Origin of the sequence: Frischella japonica (assembly GCF_014489845.1) — a bacterium.
Taxonomy (GTDB): domain Bacteria; phylum Pseudomonadota; class Gammaproteobacteria; order Enterobacterales; family Orbaceae; genus Frischella; species Frischella japonica.
Genome location: NZ_JABURY010000016.1, coordinates 154,278 through 172,644, shown reverse-complemented (window position 1 = coordinate 172,644; position 18,367 = coordinate 154,278). Strand labels below are relative to the sequence as shown.

Sequence of the window (18,367 nt, the reverse complement as noted above, 5' to 3'; positions counted from 1 at the left end):
ACAAATAACATGCTAAGTTATCTCATTCGGCGATTATTACTTATTATTCCCACTTTATTGGTTATCTTAACGATTAACTTTTTTGTTATACAAATTGCACCTGGAGGTCCGGTTGATCAGGCGATAGCGATGATTGAAATGGGAGCTGAAAGTGGACAAGTTTTGTTACCTAATAGTGAAAGGATGGTCATAAATCAAGAAAATCAATTTTATCGTGGAGCACGTGGATTAGATCCACAAATTATTTCTGCTATTGAAAAACAATATGGTTTTGATAAACCAATTTGGGAACGATATATTGATACAATAAAAAATTTTATTTGTTTTGATTTTGGCAATAGTTTTTTCAAAAGTGATTCTGTTATAAATTTAATTATAAATAGTCTTCCGGTTTCGATATCATTAGGTGTATGGACGACATTATTGATTTATTTAATCTCAATTCCATTAGGGATACATAAAGCAGTACAAGATGGCAGCCGATTTGATTTTTGGTCAAGTGTCGTGATTATTGTTGGTTACGCAATTCCAGCTTTTTTATTGGCAATTTTACTAATTATCCTATTTTCTGGTGGTGATTATTGGGATATTTTTCCTTTAAGAGGTTTAATATCAGCCAATTTCGATCAACTTGAAACTTGGGATAAAATCAAAGATTATCTATGGCATATTTGTTTACCCATTACTGCTATGGTGATGGGTGGCTTTGCTACTTTAACAATGCTCACCAAAAACTCATTTTTAGATGAAATTCGTAAACAATATGTTGTTACTGCCCGAGCAAAAGGACTAAGTGAACGACAGATTCTTTATCGTCATGTTTTTCGTAATGCAACATTATTGATTGTTTCTGGCTTTCCTGCTGCCTTTATTGGTATGATTTTTACCGAATCATTGTTAATTGAAGTAATTTTTTCTCTGCATGGATTAGGGTTACTGGGTTATGAAGCGATCATACAACGTGACTATCCAGTAATTTTTGGTACTTTATATATTTTTACATTAATTGGTTTAGTAACCAAATTGATTACAGATTTGACCTATATGTTAATTGATCCACGTATTGATTTTGAGGCACGATAATAAATGACGAATAAAACTAATCAATCATCGGCACCGTTAACAATCAATCAACGACGCTGGCAACGATTTAAAAATAATCGACGTGGTTATCTTTCATTATGGTTATTTGCGATTTTTTTCTTATTGAGTTTACTGTCAAATGTTCTAATGAATGATAAGCCAATATTGATAAAGTATCAGGATCATTTCTATTTTCCGATTATCGAAACCTATTCGGAATCGTCTTTTGGCGGTGATTTCGCGACACCAGCAAATTATCTTGAACCAATAATTATTGAAAATATAGAACAAAGTGGCGGATATATCATTTGGCCACCTTTCCGTTATAGTTATAAAACCTTAGTTTATAACACTGAAACTACTTTCCCAACACCACCATCGGCTGAGCATTGGTTGGGTACTACTGATGCAGGTTTTGATGTGATGGCTAATCTTTTATATGGCTTCCGTGTCTCGATGCTTTTTGCATTGCTGTTATGTTTTGTGACTTCATTAATTGGCATATTTTTTGGTGCCTTACAAGGTTATTATGGTGGTTGGGTCGATCTATTTGGTCAGCGTATTATTGAAATATGGAATGGTTTACCTGTCTTGTTTATGATTATTTTGTTGTCGAGCATAATGACACTTAATTTTTGGTGGCTATTAGCTATAACAATTTTATTTGGGTGGACAGCATTAGTTGGTGTTGTGCGTGCGGAGTTTTTGCGCACACGCAACTTTGAGTATATTTTAGCGGCTAAAGCATTAGGCTTGAGTCATCATAAAATTATGTTTAGGCATATTTTACCCAATGCGATGGTAGCTATTTTAACATTTTTACCTTTTATCTTATGCGGTTCTATCACTACTTTAACTTCACTGGATTTTCTTGGTTTTGGATTGCCTATTGATTCACCTTCTTTAGGACGATTATTACTACAAGGTAAAAATAATTTACAGGCCCCTTGGTTAGGTATAAGTTCATTTTTAATTATTGCAGTTTTATTATCTTTACTCATTTTTATCGGAGAAGCGGTGCGTGATGCCTTCGATCCTAACAAAGGAGTGAATTGATGAATCAACCTCTTTTGCATATTAATAATCTATCCATTGCATTTAAACAATCACACGGATTATTGCCAGTAGTAAAAAACATCAGTTTCTCTATTCAGGAACAGGAAACCGTGGCGCTTGTCGGTGAATCAGGCAGCGGTAAATCGATCACAGCATTATCTATTCTACAGTTAATACCCCCTGAAAAAGTTATTTATAACAGTGGTGAGATATGGTTTGCTAACCAGAACTTGTTATCTGTTAGTAATAAGGTAATGCGGAAAATCCGTGGGAATCATATTAGTATGATTTTTCAAGATCCAATGGTATCACTCAATCCACTTCATACCATTGAAAAGCAACTTTTCGAAGTATTATCCATACACATGGGCATACACAGCCATAACTTAGCTCGTAGTGAAATGATAAGTTATTTAGAACGTGTGGGTATTAAAAACGCCAAGAGCCGATTAAACCATTATCCTCATCAGCTTTCAGGCGGTGAAAGACAGCGGGTAATGATCGCTATGGCGATATTAACTAAGCCGCAATTATTAATTGCTGATGAGCCAACAACATCATTAGATATTTCGGTACAAGCACAAATTATTCAATTATTAAAAGAGTTAAAAAGTGAGCTAAATATGAGTATGCTGTTTATCTCACATAATTTAAGTGTGGTTAGAAAAATTGCTGATAATATTGCCGTGATGAAATATGGTGAAATCGTCGAATTTAATAATCGCCATCGCATTTTTTTACGACCTGAACATCAATATACCAAGCTATTAATTAATTCTGAACCAGAAGGAAACCCAATACCATTACCGAAAATGCCAGGAATTTTACTTAACGTTAATTATTTAAATGTTGAAGTAAAAACAAAGTTAGGTTGGTTTAAAAGGCAAAAACGCAAAATTGTTGATGATGTTGCTTTAGTCGTTCATGAAGGCGAAACGATAGGATTAGTTGGCGAGTCTGGTTCCGGTAAAACCACTACAGCATTGGCTATTTTGCGGTTAATTAAATCACAAGGTGATATTTGGTTCGATAGCCACTATTTATCCAAATTAAGTCAAAAAAAATTATTACCGTTTCGCAGTCGTATACAGGCAGTCTTTCAAGATCCCTTTTCATCGCTTGATCCCCGCCTTAATGTTGAGCAGATTATCAATGAGGGATTACGAGCACATAAAAAACTGAGTCATTCAGAATGTGAACAAAAAGTTATCCATATTATGCAAGAAGTTGGGTTGGATCCAAATTGGCGTTATCGTTATCCATCAGAATTTTCTGGTGGTCAGCGTCAACGTATTGCCTTAGCTCGAGCTCTTATATTGCAACCACAATTATTAGTTTTAGATGAGCCGACTTCATCATTGGATAGAACGGTTCAATTGCAAATTATTAATTTATTAAAGCTGTTACAACAAAGATATCAACTTAGTTATCTGTTTATCAGTCATGATCTTTCCTTGGTTTATTCTTTCTGTCATCAAATTATCGTTATGAAAAATGGACATATCGTCGAACAAGGTAAACGTGATCACATTTTTAGTGATCCCCAACATGACTATACCAAATTGTTATTATCGTGTTTAGATAAACCGTTTAAACAAAAAATACAAAACATGTCTGGCGGTGGCAATAAAAAAGATCCAAGCCAAATAAACTGGAGCGAGGCGTTATTATTCCGTAGTAGTGATCATTAATTGTGACACAAATATAAATAATATTGGTTTGATCGTGTATGCAACTAAAACTAACCGTGGGTCGATGCGACCCACTTAACGAATATAATTATAAAAAAGTGAAAATTTGTTCTTTTGGTAAGCGTGATTTTGGGCGTTCAGCATTGCCATCGTTTTCAGCCCGATATCCTAATGCAGCGATCACGACACTTGTTAAGCCTTTCTCTTTTAAGCCTAATATTTCATCCATTTTAGTCGCATTAAAACCTTCGATTGGAGTAGAATCGATACCAATAGCGGTAGCTGCAAATAATAATTGGCCTAAAGCAATATAGAGTTGTTTGCTTTCCCAGGCAAGTTGTGACTCAATAGTTTTACTGTTCAGCTCAACAAAATTGTGGCGACCTTGATCTTGCGCTTGTTTTAATCCGACGACGGGAAAACGACCATCTTGTTCTTCTTGGTTAAGTAAATTAGTGAGATGTGCTTCTGTTAATGGTGATCTAGCACAAAAAATAATGGTATGAGAAGATTCGGTAATACGTGGTTGATTAAATTCGGCAACTGCCGGTAAAATTTTATTTTTAGCAATATCATTATCAATCACAAAGAAATGCCATGGCTGGGAATTAACCGAAGAAGGACTATTTCTTAATACCGTCAACAGCTGTTCAAGTTTATCTTGAGGAATTTTTTTTGTTTTATCATAATGTTTAGTCGTATAACGTGTTTGCGAAATTTCAACGATATTCATATGAAGACTCCTATTTAATATCTGGATTATCATTATAAGTTATTAATAAAATTAATAAAATTGATAAAATGATAATCTCACATTTTTTGATGATCCTATTAACTGCGCTTAGCATTAAAAAGATGTTCAACTTATTGTATTTTTTTAAGCCGAATAACACTATTTAAATTATTTGGATTCTTAATGATACGATATTTTGTTTATCATTAAGTTTATTTCAATGTTTAACTACTTTATAAATACTTCTTATTAACCCATCTATTTTGTGTATGCTATATTGATTATTGATTTCATTTCGTTTGATACCTTTTAATAAAAAAGTATTCGCCTGATGAGTCAAACCTTAATAATAATGACATAGGAGGTTCAGATGTCTTATCGCAAGCAAACAATTTTTGACTATTGCAATCTTATCCTATTTTTATTTCTTAGCCAGCAGGTTATCGCTGCGGATAAAATCAACCAACCATTTGAAGTGGGAGCTGTTGCAGCACCAGATTATTATGGCGCACTTGCCGCACAAGAAATATTAAAAAAAGGCGGTAATGCCGCGGATAGTGCCGTTGCGACTGCTTTTGCATTGGCAGTCACTTATCCTGAAGCGGGCAACATTGGAGGTGGCGGATTTATGACGTTATGGATGGAAGGTAAACCTTACTTTATTGATTATCGGGAAACTGCACCCGCTGCAGCCACTAAGGATATGTACTTAGATGAAAATCAAGATGTGATTGAAAATTTAAGTTTATATTCACATAAAGCATCAGGTGTGCCCGGTACAGTAGCCGGCATGTGGGCGATTCATCAGCGTTTTGGTCAGTTACCTTGGTCAGCTGTGCTAGCTCCAGCTATTCGTTTCGCTAATGAAGGTTTTTATGTTGAACAACAACTGGAATTACGTTATCAAGAAGTTTTAAAAGATGCGCCAATTAATGGTAATTTTAAACAATATTTTTCAGGTTTACAGACAGGAAATTTATTTAAACAACCGGAATTAGGTCAGGTATTGATTCGTATTGCTGAACAAGGGCCAAATGGTTTTTATAAAGGAGAAACCGCGAAACTGATTGCTTCACAAATGGCTGAAAATGATGGATTAATCACAGAATCCGATTTAGCCAATTATCAAAGTAATTGGCGTGAACCTTTAATTGCTAATTGGAAAGGGATGCAAATCGTTACAGCGCCGCCACCAAGTTCGGGTGGTATTGGTTTAATCCAATTATTATTAATGAAACAAAATCTCGAGAATGAGTTTAAGGGTGTAGTAGTAAATTCACCCAAATATGTTCATTTATTAGCAGAAATTGAAAAGCGTGTATTTGCTGATCGTTCCGAATATATGGGGGATCCTGATTTTGTAGCGGTGCCAGTATCGCAACTAATCGATCCTACTTATTTATTAAACCGAGCCAAACAAGTTGATCCACAAACAATATCCGTAACAGAAAACGTTCAACCAGGTTTATCTAATAGCCGTGAAAAATTACAGACTACCCATTTTTCAATCGTAGATAAATGGGGTAATGCGGCATCGAATACATATACTTTAAATGGTTGGTTTGGTTCAGCTGTGGTCGTAAAAGGTACTGGTATTATTCTTAATAATGAAATGGACGATTTTAGTAGTAAGCCAGGTATTGCCAATCAATTTGGTGTAGTCGGTAAAGATGCTAATGCAATTGCTCCGAATAAACGACCATTATCGTCTATGACGCCAACGATATTTACCAAAGATAATCAAGTTGTTATGGTGATTGGTACACCGGGTGGCTCACGGATCTTTACTTCTATCTTTCAGGTAGTGGCTAATGTTTACGATAATGGTATGTCATTAAAAGACGCAGTTTATGCACCTCGCTATCATCATCAATTATTACCAAAGAATCTGATTTTTATAGAACGTTTTCAAAATAAATTATCAGAACAATTTAAATCTCAGCTTGAAAAAATGGGTTATGACTTTTATCAACAAGATTTTAGTGGTGATATACAAGCTATTCAAGTCATTGATAATGTACCTCAAGCCGTATCTGATATTCGTGGTCGCGGTAAGTCCATGGTTATCCAATAGAATATTTAGTAAAATGATTGTTGGTTTTATTATATTGGCTAATATAAATTATTCTGTATTTATCTAATTCGCTATTACGATATTTGCAAAATACAATAGTTTTTTTATTTTATTCGTTTATAAACTATGTTCTTATTAATAAATTAAAATAATATTAAAACACATGATAAATATTCGTTGACACAATCAGCATGATTTGATAAAAATATCAGCAATCAAATCTTGTACTATTACTGGAATGAAAGTTGTTATGTTGACTAACTTTTTATCACTCGCTCTCAACCTCCTCCTCGCATTGATTTGCGCGGATCGTTTGTTTGTGGAGTAAAGTGATAGTTCAATAGATAACTCGACAAATTAACAATAACCCGCGCTGAAGTGCGGGTTTTTTGTTTTGTTAACTTGAAATACCGTAATAGCGCTACAATATAAAAAAGGAAAAAAACAATGAGCGATCAAGTCATTATTTTTGACACGACATTACGTGATGGTGAACAAGCACTACAAGCGAGTTTAAGTGTTAAAGAAAAATTACAGATAGCATTAGCATTGGAAAGAATGCGTGTGGATGTAATGGAAGTAGGGTTTCCTATTTCTTCTCCTGGTGATTTTGAATCGGTACAAACTATAGCGAAAACGATTAAAGATAGTCGAGTTTGTGCGCTATCTCGTTGTATTGAAAAAGATATTGATGTTGCCGCAGAAGCATTAAAGGTTGCGGATCAGTTTCGCATTCATACGTTTATGGCAACATCGACCTTACATGTAAAAGATAAATTAAAAATGACATTTGAAGATGTCGTTGAACGGGCTGTGCACTGTATTAAGCGTGCACGTAATTATACTAATGATGTGGAGTTTTCTTGTGAAGATGCAGGCCGTACCCCAATTGATAACTTATGTCGGATTGTTGAAGCAGCAATTCAAGCAGGGGCAACCACGATCAATATTCCAGATACTGTCGGTTATACTATCCCTTATCAATTTGGTGGCATTATTCGTACCTTATTTGAACGTGTCCCGAACATTGATAAAGCGATTATCTCTGTTCATTGTCATGATGACTTGGGCATGTCGGTGGCTAACTCGATTAGCGCGATTCAGGAAGGTGCTCGGCAGATTGAAGGCGCGATGAATGGTTTAGGTGAACGAGCCGGTAATACCGCTTTAGAAGAAGTGATTATGGCAATTAAAGTTCGCCAAAATATTTTAAATGTACATACCAATATTAATCATCAAGAAATTTATCGGACCAGTCAGATCGTAAGCCAAATTGCAAATATGCCAATCCCTGCTAATAAAGCAGTGATTGGCAGCAATGCCTTTTCTCATTCATCAGGTATCCATCAGGATGGGGTGTTAAAAAATCGTGAAACATACGAAATAATGACTCCAGAATCAATTGGTTTAAATCAAGTTCAACTCAATTTAACTTCTCGTTCCGGACGAGCAGCGGTAAAACACCGTTTGCAAGATTTAGGTTATCGGGATGAAGATTATGATCTTGATCAAATCTATACTGCATTTTTAGCTTTAGCCGATAAAAAAGGGCAAGTGTTTGATTATGATCTTGAAGCATTAATCTTTATGAATAAGATAAAAGATGATCAGGAGCATTTTTCGCTAGATTATTTTAACGTACAATCAGGGAGTACAGTGGTGTCAACAGCGTCTGTCAGTCTTACTGTTGGTGACAAAAAATGTTCCGATGCAGCTACTGGGAATGGTCCTGTTGATGCCGTATATCAAGCTATTAATCGCATTACAAATATTCCGGTATCGATTGTTAAATATCAATTAGCTTCAAAAGGTCAAGGAGAAAATGCCTTAGGGCAAGTCGATATCGTGGTAGAGCATAATGATCGTCGTTATCATGGTATAGGATTAGCAACGGATATTGTTGAATCATCAGCAAAAGCGTTAATTAATGCATTGAATAACATTTATCGTGCAGCGATTATTGCCGAAGAAAAACAGCGTTTACATGGTTAATTAATCACGTTATCAATGAAGTTAAATTATAACATATTATAAAAATCGAGGATTATTATGTCACAGTCTTACCATATTGCAGTCCTACCTGGCGATGGAATAGGTCCAGAAGTTATGAAGCAAGCTTATAAAGTGCTTGATGTTATTCGTAACAAATATCAGTTAACAATCACAACCAGTGAATATGATGTAGGTGGTGCAGCCATTGATATTCACGGTTGTCCGTTACCTAAAGCTACGTTAGAAGGTTGCGAGAAAGCTGATGCTATTTTATTTGGTTCGGTAGGGGGGCCAAAATGGACACATTTACCACCTGATCAACAACCTGAACGTGGCGCATTACTGCCATTGCGTAAACATTTTAAATTATTTGCTAATATGCGTCCGGCGAGTCTCTATCAAGGCTTGGAAGAATTGTGCCCACTACGCGAAGATATTGCGAAACGAGGTTTTGACATTTTATGCATGCGTGAATTAACCGGCGGTATCTATTTTGGTTTGCCTAAAGGTCGCGAAGGCAGTGGCGCTCAAGAAAAAGCCTTTGATACTGAAGTATATCATCGCTTTGAAATTGAACGCATTGCCAGAATGGGCTTTGCAGCAGCACAAATCCGACGTAAAAAAGTCACATCAGTTGATAAAGCAAACGTATTACAAACCTCGATTTTATGGCGTGAAGTGGTTACTGAAATTGCAAAAGAATATCCGGATGTTGCATTAGAGCATATGTATATTGACAATGCGACTATGCAATTGGTTAAAGATCCAGCGCAATTTGATGTATTGTTATGCTCTAACTTGTTTGGTGATATTTTATCCGATGAATGTGCCATGATTACCGGCTCTATGGGAATGTTACCGTCTGCGAGTTTGAATGAAGAAGGTTTTGGTTTATATGAGCCGGCCGGTGGCAGTGCGCCTGATATTGCTGGCAAAAACATCGCTAATCCAGCAGCACAAATTTTATCATTAGCTTTATTAGTTCGTTACAGTTTAAAACGCGATGATATTGCTAAAGCCATTGAGCAAGCTGTCAATAATGCTTTAGAACAGGGTATACGTACGATTGATTTAGCTCGTGGTGGTGATTTTGTTTCTACTGATGAAATGGGTGATGCAATCTGTCGTTTAATTTAATATCAAATAAAATTTAAAAAACAGAGGATTGACGTTTACGTTAATCCTAATTAGTGGCAAAAAGGAATGTAAGCAATGTCAACAAATCCTAAAACCTTGTATCAAAAATTATATGATGCACATGTCGTTTATGAAGCAGCAAATGAGACACCTATTTTATATATTGATCGTCATTTAGTGCATGAAGTTACTTCTCCTCAAGCTTTTGATGGTTTACGGGCGATGAATCGCAGAGTTCGTCAACCCCATAAAACATTTGCTACAATGGATCATAATACCTCAACTAAAAGCAATGATTTAAGCGCATGTAGTGAAATGGCACGCATTCAATTAACTGAGTTAGATAAAAATGCCAAAGAATTTGGAATTTCGTTATATGGCTTACAAAGCCCATTACGTGGGATTGTCCATGTTGTAGGCCCAGAGCAAGGAATGACATTACCAGGTATGACTATTGTTTGTGGCGATTCACACACCGCAACACATGGTGCTTTTGGTGCCTTGGCGTTTGGTATAGGGACTTCGGAAGTGGAGCATGTGTTAGCTACCCAAACCTTAAAACAGGGTCGTGCGAAAACCATGAAAATCGAAGTTAAAGGTCAAGTAGCTGAAGGGATTACTGCAAAAGATATCATTTTAGCTATCATTGGCAAAACCACTAGCGCCGGCGGTACTGGTCATGTGGTTGAGTTTTGTGGTGAAGCGATTAAGGCATTATCAATGGAAGGTCGAATGACGCTATGTAATATGGCAATTGAAATGGGTGCTAAAGCAGGTATTGTGGCTCCTGATGACGTTACTTTTGAATATTTGAAAGGTCGGCAATTTTCACCGAAAGGCGAAGATTTTGAGAAAGCTGTCGCTTATTGGAAGACCCTGACAACGGATGAAGGTGCACATTTTGATTCCGTTGTGACATTAGATGGTAAAGACATCGCGCCACAGGTAACCTGGGGGACAAATCCAGGTCAAGTAACGTCGATTGATGCTCAGGTACCGAATCCAAATGATTTTACTGATCCGATCGAAAAAAATTCAGCAGAAAGGGCTTTAGCTTACATGGGGTTAACTGCAGGCACTAAAATCGCTGATATTAAAATTAATAAAGTTTTTATCGGTTCATGCACTAATTCACGCATCGAAGACTTACGTGTGGCCGCTCAAATTGCTAAAGGTCGTAAAGTAGCTGATGGTGTGCAAGCATTAGTTGTTCCTGGTTCTGGCCCGGTTCGAGAACAAGCCGAAGCGGAGGGATTAGATAAGATTTTTATTGAAGCTGGTTTTGAATGGCGTTTGCCTGGTTGTTCGATGTGTTTAGCAATGAATGATGATAAGCTGGCTCCGGGCGATCGTTGCGCATCAACCAGTAACCGTAATTTTGAAGGTCGTCAAGGTCGTGATGCCAGAACCCATTTGGTGAGTCCAGCTATGGCAGCCGCAGCAGCTATTACTGGTCATTTTACTGATATTCGTGAATCATTTTAAGGAGGCTTGTCATGGCTAAATTTACGAAACATACCGGACTGGTCGTTCCTTTAGATGCGGCTAACGTTGATACAGATGCAATTATTCCTAAACAGTTTCTCCAAAAAGTAACGAGAACCGGTTTTGGTAAGCATGCATTTCATGAATGGCGCTTTTTAGATGATGCCGGTCAGCAGCCTAATCCTGAATTTGTACTTAATAAACCACGCTATAAAGGTGCCAGTATTTTATTAGCACGCGAAAATTTTGGCTGTGGTTCATCACGAGAACATGCACCTTGGGCGCTGGCTGATTATGGTTTTAAAACTATTATTGGCTCAAGTTTTGCCGATATTTTTTATAATAATTCATTTAATAACCAGTTACTTTTGGTTAATTTATCAGAAGAAGAGGTTGATGAATTATTCAAAATTGTTGAAGCCAATGATGGTATTGAGTTTACTATTGATTTAGTTAATGAAGTGGTGATTGCTGGCGATAAGCAATATTCTTTTAAAATCGATGCCTTTAAACGTCATTGCTTATTGAATGGCTTAGATAATATCGGGTTGACCTTGCAACATGAAGATGCAATTAGTGCTTTCGAAAATAAAATTCCGACCTTTTTAACATAGCTAAACCAAGGGCGCTTATCGGCGCCCAACGAAAAGAAATGACCATGACAACACATCCCGATAATGTCAAACAATAATTTGGCGAACAGGCTAACGGCTATTTAACCAATAACATCCATGCTCAAGGATATGATGCTGCCTATTTAGCGGATTTTTTTATAGATTATCCTGATGCTGAGTTGCTCAATATAGGGGAAAGGGATCTAAGCATATCAGTTTTATTGCTCGCAGCATGTTAAAATTGTCACGGCTTATGATCATTGCTGATGAAATGTAATCTGTTCCCTCACAAACAGCCAAAGAACGTGGTTTTAACAATATTACTTTTGTATAAGGTTGTGCTAACTGCAACCGTTCGCCAATAAGCGATTTGATCAGGTTGTTAGTCGTTATTCGGCACTCCATTGGGATGATGTAGATAAAAGTTTGCGAAAATTGCATCGAATTATTCAACCAAATAGCAGATTAATTATTAAGGTTCTGGTTTCTCCAGACGATCTAGTTGGTTACAAACAAGGTGCCTTGCGTGATACTTTTCATGTTCGTGACTACACGCCGGATGATTAATTAACTATGTTGACCGAAGCTGGTTTTACGGTTGATAATAATCAACGGTATCACTTGTTTTTAAATTTTTGATAGCTGGGTGAGGCGTACGCGAACACGCGCTTTACAAGTGGATGCCATTCCGAGCGACCAGCAAAGTGCAGCAGTATTTTGATTTACAATCCGATGGCTTTTTTATCTCGGATATGATGATTGTTAAAACACAAAAGATAGTTTAATTTGCGCGCTATAAAATTTTTATGATTTGCGAGTGAACATGATGGTTACGCTAAAGTTAATGGTTATCGTTGGTATTCAGTAATAGATTTATTTTTGCTAGTGCGATTAATTTATCATTTTAAGTAATTGTTCATAGCTATTGTAATTTATTCCACTTTAATCACTAACTAGTATATACTGATCACAATATTTATTTTTTATAATTTTTTGATATTAAGGGGTTAGCTAATGGAAAAAGATAATGCAAAAAAACCTTCATTTCAGGATGTTCTAGAATATGTGCGTTTATCTCGTCAATTAAATAAGCTAAAACGTGAAATAACTGATAACGAAAAAAAAATTCGTGATAATCAAAAACGCGTTTTATTACTTGAAAATTTGAGTGAATATATCAAACCAGAAATGAGTTATGATGAAATTCAAGCGATTATCGCCAATATGAAATTAGATTATGAAGATCGTGTGGATGATTTCATTATTAAAAATGCAGAAATTTCCAAAGAGCGTCGAGAAATTTCAGCAAAAATGCGTGCTAAAGGCAGCCATTAATCAATTGCAAAAACCAAAACTACTGTTTTGGTTTTTGCATTCGGTTTATAAGACAAATATTATTAACCACCGGCTAATTTAACCTTAAAGCCTTTCTGTTCTAATAGCTGTTTTAAAAGATCACGTTTGTCACCTTGTATTTCAATCGCGCCATCTTTTACACTACCCCCACAACCACACTTCTTTTTTAATTCAGCGGCGAGTTTAGCGATATCCTGATCATTAAGATCAAACCCAGTGATAACACAAACCCCTTTACCTTTACGACCGGCAGTTTGTTTTTGAATACGTATAAAACCATCACCTTTTGGGCGAGCAGCGGTTGTCGATTGTTGCTTAACGCGTCCGATTTCCGTTGAATATACCAGTGGATTTTCTACCATACTAATGCCTTATTTTAAATCCAATGTTGCCATTATATCTTTAAGTGTTTTTTGTGGATCGGGTGATTGAGTAATTGGCCGACCAATAACTAAATAATCAGAACCTGCGGCAATGGCGCGTTGCGGTGTCATAATGCGACGCTGATCATCGGCTGATGAACCTGCCGGACGAATACCCGGTGTTACCAATTTGAATTGGCTACCTAAACGAATTTTAAAACTTTGTACCTCTTTAGCTGAGCAGACGACGCCGTCAAGTCCGCAATTTTTAGCCAATACCGCTAAACGAGTTGCTTGCTCTAATGGTGATGCATTAATACCAATTTCGCGCAAATCAGCTAATTCCATACTGGTTAAAACGGTTACAGCAATTAATAAAGGAGCATCTTTTCCATAATGATAAAGCGCATCTTTAGCAGCCTGTAACATTCGTGCTCCACCGCTGGCATGAACATTTGTCATCCATACGCCTAAATCTGCTGCGGCGGCCACGGCTTTGGCTACGGTATTAGGGATATCATGAAATTTTAGATCAAGAAAAACATCAAATCCTTTATTTTGAATTAATTTAACAAAATCAGGGCCAGCTAGGGTAAATAGCTCTTTACCTATTTTTAGTCGACAATCTTGGGGATCAACGCGATCGATAAAATTCCAGGCTGACTTTGTATCAGGAAAATCAACGGCAACGATGATTGGGGATGGCATATACAAATTTCCTTATTCTAAAAAAATTATTGTTAGAATTATAGCAAAAATCTTATAAAATTGCAGACAAATCCCTTATGCATTAAGAAGTATTTCTGATTCTGCTAATAGATTGCTTATGATTAAATCTTGATTAAGTCCTGTCATGGTCATCAATTGATGACGGGCATTATTCCATATGCTATAAAGTTGAATAATAGTTTCATTACCAAAGCTGGCGATAAGTCTCACTAATGGCACATGGTCACGATTTATGATAAAACGTCCCGATTTATGCCGCGCTTTTAAAGCATCGACGAGCAAAGTATTAACCCAATGTAAACGGATCAAAACATCTTCTTGATTAATGAAATCATGACGTAATTCCCATAAATCTTTTTCAGTAAGATTACGATAAAGATGGTTATAAAATTGTTGTCGGTTTTGCCAATGTTCAGAATCTAGTAAAGACAATGCCGCTAAAGGAGCATTCTCATTCAGTAAGAGTGCGGTTGCTAATTCATTGTCATTGAATTGGTTAGTTAAAACATGTTGTTTAAGCCAGATACTGGCATTTTCCAAATCTGGCATACTTACAAAATAACTTAGACAACGACTGCGAATAGTAGAAAGTAACTGTCCATCATGTCGATCAGAAAGAATAAAATAACTATTTTCAGGTGGTTCTTCAAGGGTTTTAAGTAAAGCATTAGCGGCTGCTTCGGTCATTAATGATGCAATTCTAATCCAAATAACTTTATTGCCACCTTGTTGTGCTCGTTCATAAATTTTAGTAATAGTTTGCCGAATTTGATTGATTCCGATTGAAGATTTGCCTTTTTCTAACTCAACACGGTAAAAATCAGGATGATTGTGTGCTAAGAATAATTGACAACTATGACAATGATAACACGGTTGATTTTGCTGTGGTTCAAGACATAACAACCGCATCACCAACTTGTTAATCAGATCATCTTCTCCTGAACCGCTGATATACTTTATCAATAATGCATGATGAGCACGATGTTGTATTAAAGGTAAAGTTAAATCCTGATAAGCATTAACTAACCATGGTTGCAAATCTATCTGAACTTTACTGATTACCATGCTTAATTAACCATGTCTTAAGGGTTTGTCTAATCATTTGTGTTACTTGTTCTAATGGTTGAGATGCATCAATAGTTATAATCGAGCTATCATGTTGTGCTAATTCCTGATAACGATTACGCACACGATCAAAAAAGATTAGTGACTCTTGTTCTATACGATCCAACTCACCACGTGCCAAAGCTCGTTTTAGGCCTAATCCTGGCGGAATATCCATGTATAAAGTCAAATCAGGTTTAAAACCATCTAAGACATTTTCGCGAAGTATTGTCATAAATTGGTTATCGAGTTGACGACCACCACCTTGGTAAGCTTGTGTTGATAGATCATGCCGGTCACCAATTACCCATTGATTTTTTGATAATGCCGGCTTAATTACATTATCAATCAATTGAATCCGCGCAGCATAAAACATAAGTAATTCAGCTTTTGCTGTGAGTGGTTCATTATCAAGACCATTTTTAATCAGGTTACGTAGTGCTTCAGCAATCGGAGTACCACCGGGTTCACGGGTATAAACAAGATCGAAAATACGGTTTTGCTTCAATACATCTGCAACGGTTTTTATAGCAGTGGTTTTACCAGCGCCTTCAAGTCCTTCAATGACAATAAACTTTCCTGACATAATTTGCTCTCATTTTACCAATCAGTCTGATTATACAATAAATCTACTTTTAAATGTTTATTTTTGTTTAAGTGTTGTGAATAACTTGTGAAGTTTAAACATAAAAATAGTCAGCTTTGTATCTTTGGTTGATGGATTGATCGTAAATTTAGTCTATTGAATACAATTAGAAAAATGCAGTAAGCGATGATCAAGCTTACCGCATTGCTTAAAATCAAATGGTCAGACTAAATATTAATAGTCAAATTGACGATAATAACGTCGGATATCTAAACTATGTCCTGTATAGCTTTCAAAGTGTGCTGCTAATCGATCAACCAATAAGGTTGAAGAGATGGTAGGAGCCAGAATCCATCGGAATTTGTCATCAATTTGATGCAATGGGAAATCTTTGGTATCAATTACGACTAAATTATCTGTTACTTTTTGGGCGAATCGCTCGACACGATCATCCAGTACTCGTGCTTTTCCTTCCCCTTTAACTAAAAATAATGGTTGTTCTTTATCGACCAATTCAAGCGTACCATGGAAGAATTCTGAAGCGCTAACAGCTTTGGTTTTTAACCATTGCATTTCTTCTAAAATACACATTGAGAATAGATAAACTTCACCCCACATCTCGGCACCACCAACCCAAATCATATAATTACTTTGGTAATATTTTTTAGCGATTTCATCGGCTTTTGGATCAAATTGTTTTTTAGCTGCAAGTAAGTTTTGTGGTAAATACTCTAACTGTTGCCCAAATTGCTCGTAATCTGCAAAATCACCACGCAGATGGAGTAATTTAAAGAATAACCAGAATAATAGCATGTATTCAAATTCTACCCCATTTTCATGGCGCATTGGAATGTGCCAGTTGGCTGCCTGAGCAAGATTTGAATCTGATTTTTTAGTGATCGCAACGACTCGAATGCCTTGTTCTCTGCACCATTTAGCAATCGCAACGGATTCTTTGGTATCACCTGATTTGGATAAAGTGATAACAATAGAGTCTTTATTGAGTCTTTTATTACCTTTAATTAATAATTCAGCAGCTTGTTCGATATAAATAGGTGCGTCGGTGACTTCTTTGGCTATTTCACCGATGACCATCATAGGAGCCAAACTTCCACCAACGGAAGCGAAAAAGATATTACTATAGCCTTGTTGGTTAATTTCATTGGCAACTTGTTCTGCAATCGGACGAGCTTCAATAATTAATTTTTCACTTGTTCTATATTCATCTTCTTTAAAACTTAACATAATTCTCTCCTTAAATTTTTTTTATTCAGATTTTACTTTTAAGCACTTTGTCAAAATCGTCAAAAATACGAATCCTTAAATCGATATTTTTGGCTTCAGCCACATGGTAGGCGAGTATTTGTAAGGGAATAACGGTTAACAACGGTGTAAAATGATGATCAACTTTAATATTGATATTGAGATTTTTATTTAGCGACAAACTATTACCTATCGCGATGGTAAAAGTTTCTCCTACATAACTTGAAATGTAATTTTTTAAGCTTAGTGAACGATCGTATTGTCCGTTATCATGATAACTATCTTCGATAAAGAATAAACAATGTTGTTTGTTGGCTTCCAAATAAGGGCCATGCATATAGGCCTCAAGTTCATATCCTGTTGATGGTAGTCTTACTGTTTCGGTAAATTTTGTTTCAAACTCTTTAGTAACGCCAAATAAAGCACCATAACCAATTGCTATAAAACGATTATAGTTGACCAAAGCAGCTCGATGTTGATTAAAAAAGGCTAAACTTTGTTCAATAATTCGCGGAATCATTTGACCAATTTGTAATAATTGTTGAATACATTTATCGTACTGCTCATGGGTTAAAACATTATTTTGTTTTCCCATAATTAATGCCATTAAATAGAGATTTAATACGGTCATTAAAAAACCTTTGGTCACAAAACCCACTGTTTCTATACCACAGTTAATATCTAATAGATAATCAGTTTTGTCACAAATAGGGCTTTGTGTATTCGCGGTCAAGACAAAGATTGGAATATTGACAGCTTTGATTTTATCTAACGCATCAATCGTTGATGCACTTTTACCACTTTGTGAAATAGCTATTACTAAATCTATTTGTGTATCAAGATTTTCATAGTAATTGAAATTGAACGGTTCTTTGATTTCAACTAAAATATTAGCTTTATTTTCTAAACAGTATTTTGCGCACAATGCGGCATTATATGAGGAACCGGTTGCTAAGATTAGACAGCGTTTAATCTTATGGTTCTGACTAAATTCAATAAAGGATTTAAGTTTAGTTTGATATTGACTTAAAACGGTATTGAATACTAATGGTTCTTCATTAATGTAAGTCATCATGGTATGGACATAGTTTGTCATGATTTA

At 36.0% G+C, this 18,367-nt stretch carries 17 protein-coding genes; 10 read left to right on the top strand and 7 right to left on the bottom strand.

Features of this window, described 5'->3' with window-relative positions; all coding sequences use genetic code 11:
* The first annotated feature begins 9 nt into the window (after positions 1–9).
* From FcAc13_RS07790 to FcAc13_RS07780, 3 genes are read left to right on the top strand one after another with little or no spacing between them, the layout of a single operon-like run.
* On the top strand, positions 10–1,083 hold the full coding sequence (locus FcAc13_RS07790; RefSeq protein ID WP_187755643.1) for a microcin C ABC transporter permease YejB: 1,074 nt from the start codon (positions 10–12) through the stop codon (positions 1,081–1,083).
* A 3-nt stretch (positions 1,084–1,086) separates the two neighbouring features.
* Positions 1,087–2,139 carry an ABC transporter permease gene (locus tag FcAc13_RS07785; protein ID WP_187755642.1) on the top strand — a complete coding sequence of 351 codons (1,053 nt, stop codon included), beginning with the start codon at positions 1,087–1,089 and terminating at the stop codon, positions 2,137–2,139.
* Entirely contained in the window at positions 2,136–3,830 is a 1,695-nt protein-coding gene (locus FcAc13_RS07780) for a dipeptide ABC transporter ATP-binding protein (protein WP_187755641.1), read from the top strand. Before FcAc13_RS07785 ends, FcAc13_RS07780 begins: the two co-directional genes overlap by 4 nt.
* 88 nt (positions 3,831–3,918) lie before the next feature.
* Here the strand turns inward: FcAc13_RS07780 and nfsB are convergent, their stop codons facing one another.
* Positions 3,919–4,563 carry an oxygen-insensitive NAD(P)H nitroreductase gene (gene nfsB / locus FcAc13_RS07775; RefSeq protein WP_187755640.1) on the bottom strand — a complete coding sequence of 215 codons (645 nt, stop codon included), beginning with the start codon at positions 4,561–4,563 and terminating at the stop codon, positions 3,919–3,921.
* 370 nt (positions 4,564–4,933) lie between these two features.
* Here nfsB and ggt point away from each other — a divergent pair, with 370 nt between their 5' ends.
* From ggt to tmaR, 7 genes are all read left to right on the top strand, one after another.
* Positions 4,934–6,637 (top strand): gamma-glutamyltransferase, encoded by a 1,704-nt coding sequence (ggt, locus tag FcAc13_RS07770; protein ID WP_187755639.1) that lies wholly within the window; start codon positions 4,934–4,936, stop codon positions 6,635–6,637.
* Between the two features lie 447 nt (positions 6,638–7,084).
* On the top strand, positions 7,085–8,629 hold the full coding sequence (gene leuA, locus FcAc13_RS07765) for a 2-isopropylmalate synthase (RefSeq protein WP_187755638.1): 1,545 nt from the start codon (positions 7,085–7,087) through the stop codon (positions 8,627–8,629).
* 57 nt (positions 8,630–8,686) lie between these two features.
* The gene (gene leuB, locus FcAc13_RS07760; protein ID WP_187755637.1) at positions 8,687–9,766 is read left to right on the top strand and encodes a 3-isopropylmalate dehydrogenase; all 1,080 of its coding nucleotides are present in this window, start codon (positions 8,687–8,689) and stop codon (positions 9,764–9,766) included.
* A 75-nt stretch (positions 9,767–9,841) separates the two neighbouring features.
* Positions 9,842–11,251, top strand: coding sequence for a 3-isopropylmalate dehydratase large subunit (gene leuC / locus FcAc13_RS07755; RefSeq protein ID WP_187755636.1), 1,410 nt, complete (start codon positions 9,842–9,844; stop codon positions 11,249–11,251).
* 11 nt (positions 11,252–11,262) lie between these two features.
* The gene (gene leuD, locus FcAc13_RS07750; RefSeq protein WP_187755635.1) at positions 11,263–11,865 is read left to right on the top strand and encodes a 3-isopropylmalate dehydratase small subunit; all 603 of its coding nucleotides are present in this window, start codon (positions 11,263–11,265) and stop codon (positions 11,863–11,865) included.
* A gap of 345 nt (positions 11,866–12,210) precedes the next feature.
* Positions 12,211–12,432: a methyltransferase domain-containing protein gene (locus tag FcAc13_RS12320; RefSeq protein WP_187755762.1), complete on the top strand. Its 222-nt coding sequence runs from the start codon at positions 12,211–12,213 to the stop codon at positions 12,430–12,432.
* A gap of 447 nt (positions 12,433–12,879) precedes the next feature.
* Positions 12,880–13,200, top strand: coding sequence for a PTS system regulator TmaR (gene tmaR / locus FcAc13_RS07740; RefSeq protein WP_187755634.1), 321 nt, complete (start codon positions 12,880–12,882; stop codon positions 13,198–13,200).
* A 62-nt stretch (positions 13,201–13,262) separates the two neighbouring features.
* Here the strand turns inward: tmaR and yciH are convergent, their stop codons facing one another.
* The 6 genes from yciH to FcAc13_RS07710 all read right to left on the bottom strand — a co-directional run bounded on the left by yciH (position 13,263) and on the right by FcAc13_RS07710 (position 18,361).
* Entirely contained in the window at positions 13,263–13,583 is a 321-nt protein-coding gene (yciH, locus tag FcAc13_RS07735) for a stress response translation initiation inhibitor YciH (protein ID WP_187755633.1), read from the bottom strand.
* Between the two features lie 9 nt (positions 13,584–13,592).
* Positions 13,593–14,291 carry an orotidine-5'-phosphate decarboxylase gene (gene pyrF / locus FcAc13_RS07730; protein WP_187755632.1) on the bottom strand — a complete coding sequence of 233 codons (699 nt, stop codon included), beginning with the start codon at positions 14,289–14,291 and terminating at the stop codon, positions 13,593–13,595.
* A gap of 75 nt (positions 14,292–14,366) precedes the next feature.
* Positions 14,367–15,377 (bottom strand): DNA polymerase III subunit delta' C-terminal domain-containing protein, encoded by a 1,011-nt coding sequence (locus FcAc13_RS07725; RefSeq protein WP_187755631.1) that lies wholly within the window; start codon positions 15,375–15,377, stop codon positions 14,367–14,369.
* Positions 15,364–16,002, bottom strand: a complete 639-nt coding sequence (tmk, locus tag FcAc13_RS07720) for a dTMP kinase (protein ID WP_187755630.1) — start codon at positions 16,000–16,002, stop codon at positions 15,364–15,366. The genes FcAc13_RS07725 and tmk overlap by 14 nt, the downstream gene beginning before the upstream one ends.
* Before the next feature lie 234 nt (positions 16,003–16,236).
* Positions 16,237–17,247 carry an SIS domain-containing protein gene (locus FcAc13_RS07715; RefSeq protein WP_187755629.1) on the bottom strand — a complete coding sequence of 337 codons (1,011 nt, stop codon included), beginning with the start codon at positions 17,245–17,247 and terminating at the stop codon, positions 16,237–16,239.
* A gap of 25 nt (positions 17,248–17,272) precedes the next feature.
* Positions 17,273–18,361 (bottom strand): SIS domain-containing protein, encoded by a 1,089-nt coding sequence (locus FcAc13_RS07710; RefSeq protein WP_223064557.1) that lies wholly within the window; start codon positions 18,359–18,361, stop codon positions 17,273–17,275.
* Between the last annotated feature and the right edge of the window lie 6 nt (positions 18,362–18,367).

Bases quoted from the DNA above. Each gene is read 5' to 3' on its own strand.
- yciH (WP_187755633.1), bottom strand. From the start codon at position 13,583: ATGGTAGAAAATCCACTGGTATATTCAACGGAAATCGGACGCGTTAAG.
- tmaR (WP_187755634.1), top strand. From the start codon at position 12,880: ATGGAAAAAGATAATGCAAAAAAACCTTCATTTCAGGATGTTCTAGAA.
- tmk (WP_187755630.1), bottom strand. From the start codon at position 16,002: ATGTCAGGAAAGTTTATTGTCATTGAAGGACTTGAAGGCGCTGGTAAA.
- FcAc13_RS07785 (WP_187755642.1), top strand. From the start codon at position 1,087: ATGACGAATAAAACTAATCAATCATCGGCACCGTTAACAATCAATCAA.
- leuB (WP_187755637.1), top strand. From the start codon at position 8,687: ATGTCACAGTCTTACCATATTGCAGTCCTACCTGGCGATGGAATAGGT.
- FcAc13_RS07725 (WP_187755631.1), bottom strand. From the start codon at position 15,377: ATGGTAATCAGTAAAGTTCAGATAGATTTGCAACCATGGTTAGTTAAT.
- leuC (WP_187755636.1), top strand. From the start codon at position 9,842: ATGTCAACAAATCCTAAAACCTTGTATCAAAAATTATATGATGCACAT.
- nfsB (WP_187755640.1), bottom strand. From the start codon at position 4,563: ATGAATATCGTTGAAATTTCGCAAACACGTTATACGACTAAACATTAT.
- leuD (WP_187755635.1), top strand. From the start codon at position 11,263: ATGGCTAAATTTACGAAACATACCGGACTGGTCGTTCCTTTAGATGCG.
- FcAc13_RS07710 (WP_223064557.1), bottom strand. From the start codon at position 18,361: ATGACAAACTATGTCCATACCATGATGACTTACATTAATGAAGAACCA.
- ggt (WP_187755639.1), top strand. From the start codon at position 4,934: ATGTCTTATCGCAAGCAAACAATTTTTGACTATTGCAATCTTATCCTA.
- FcAc13_RS07790 (WP_187755643.1), top strand. From the start codon at position 10: ATGCTAAGTTATCTCATTCGGCGATTATTACTTATTATTCCCACTTTA.
- pyrF (WP_187755632.1), bottom strand. From the start codon at position 14,291: ATGCCATCCCCAATCATCGTTGCCGTTGATTTTCCTGATACAAAGTCA.
- FcAc13_RS07715 (WP_187755629.1), bottom strand. From the start codon at position 17,247: ATGTTAAGTTTTAAAGAAGATGAATATAGAACAAGTGAAAAATTAATT.
- leuA (WP_187755638.1), top strand. From the start codon at position 7,085: ATGAGCGATCAAGTCATTATTTTTGACACGACATTACGTGATGGTGAA.